Raw genomic sequence first — 1,408 nt, forward strand, 5'->3', positions numbered from 1 at the left:
GGCCGTTCCACAGATTTCACCGGCTCCGCAGCTCGGACGGCTCGCCGCTGAACGCGACCGCACCGCGACGCAGTTCATGGACCACGGTCACGGCCCGCCGCAGACCGGGCGGCAGGCGCTGCTCGGCGAGCACGACCGTACGGCCGTGCGCCCCGCACGCCTCGGCCAGCAGCGTGTGCGTACGGGCCGTGGCGGCGGGCGACATGCCCTGCGTGGGCTCGTCGAGCAGCAGGAGCGAGGCCGGGGAGAGCAGGGCCCGCGCAACCGCCAGCATCCGCTGTTCGCCGCCCGACAGGGTGCCCGCGAGGCGGGGGAGGAGGGGGCGGAGCGCGGGGAAGGTCGCCTTCGTGACGGCCGAACCGCCGCCGGGGCAGGCGAGTTCGAGGTTCTCGGCGACGGTGAGGGCGCCGAAGACGGCGCGCTGGTCCGGTACGAAGGCGAGTCCGCGACGAGCCCGCGCGTACGCGGGCATCCGCGTCACCTCCACCCCGTCCCACACCACGCGCCCCGCGGCGAGCGGCACCGCCCCGGCGAGCGCCCGCAGCGCCGTGGTCCGGCCGGCTCCGTTGCGGCCCAGCAGGACGGTCAGCAGGCCGGTGGGCGCGGCGAGGTCGACGCCGTGGAGGGCTTCGAGGGGGCCGTAGCGTACGCGCGCGGCGCGGAGTTCGATGTCGACGGTCATGGCGTCGGCCCGCCCAGCACCCGGCGGGCCGGGCCCGCTGCCACGATGCGGCCCGCCGCCATGACGTACGCCGTGTCGGCGAGTTCGCCGACGAGGTCGAGGTCGTGTTCGACGACCAGCAACGCCATGCCGTCCGCGGCCAGGGCCCGCAACACGCGGGCCAGGGACTCCACTTCCGCCGTGTCCAGCCCGGCCGCCGGCTCGTCGAGCAGCAGGACGCGCGGGCCGCCGGCCAGGGCGCGGCCGAGTTCCGCCCGGCGGAGCGTCCCCGTCGGAAGCTCCCTGGCGGGGGCGGACCGCACCGCCCCGTCCAGGCCCATCAGGCGCAGGGCCCGCTCGGTGGCGGCGGGGTCCCGGACCCGGCCCTGCTCGGCGCCGATACGGACGTTCTCGGCCACGGTCAACGAGGGGAAGACCGCCGACTGCTGGAAGGTGCGGGCGATGCCGAGTCGCGTACGGGCATGGGCCGGGCGGCGCGTGACGTCCTGCCCACCGAGCAGCACGACCCCCGAATCCGGGCGCAGCGTGCCGCACAGGCAGTGGAACAGGGTGCTCTTGCCCGCGCCGTTCGGACCGACGAGGGCCGTCACGCGGCCGGGCGCGACGGTCACATCGACGCCGTCGAGGGCCGTGAACCCGTCGAAGGAGACCCGCAGGGAACGTGCGGTGAGGCGGGCGCGGGGGCGGGCCGCCAAGCCCGCGCGGGGCGCGGGCGCGGAGCCAGCG

2 protein-coding genes are annotated in these 1,408 nt (G+C 76.8%); both read right to left on the reverse strand.

Features of this window, described 5'->3' with window-relative positions:
- Positions 1-16 precede the first annotated feature (16 nt).
- Positions 17-682, reverse strand: coding sequence for an ATP-binding cassette domain-containing protein (locus tag ACFU99_RS43670; RefSeq protein ID WP_384404340.1), 666 nt, complete (start codon positions 680-682; stop codon positions 17-19).
- Positions 679-1,408, reverse strand: a 730-nt coding sequence (locus ACFU99_RS43675; RefSeq protein ID WP_384404342.1) for an ABC transporter ATP-binding protein, incomplete at its 5' end; no start/stop codon positions are given. The genes ACFU99_RS43670 and ACFU99_RS43675, both read right to left, overlap by 4 nt.

The organism is Streptomyces sp. NPDC057654 (assembly GCF_042800135.1).
In the GTDB taxonomy this organism is placed as follows: domain Bacteria; phylum Actinomycetota; class Actinomycetes; order Streptomycetales; family Streptomycetaceae; genus Streptomyces.

Bases quoted from the DNA above. Each gene is read 5' to 3' on its own strand.
- ACFU99_RS43670 (WP_384404340.1), bottom strand. From the start codon at position 682: ATGACCGTCGACATCGAACTCCGCGCCGCGCGCGTACGCTACGGCCCC.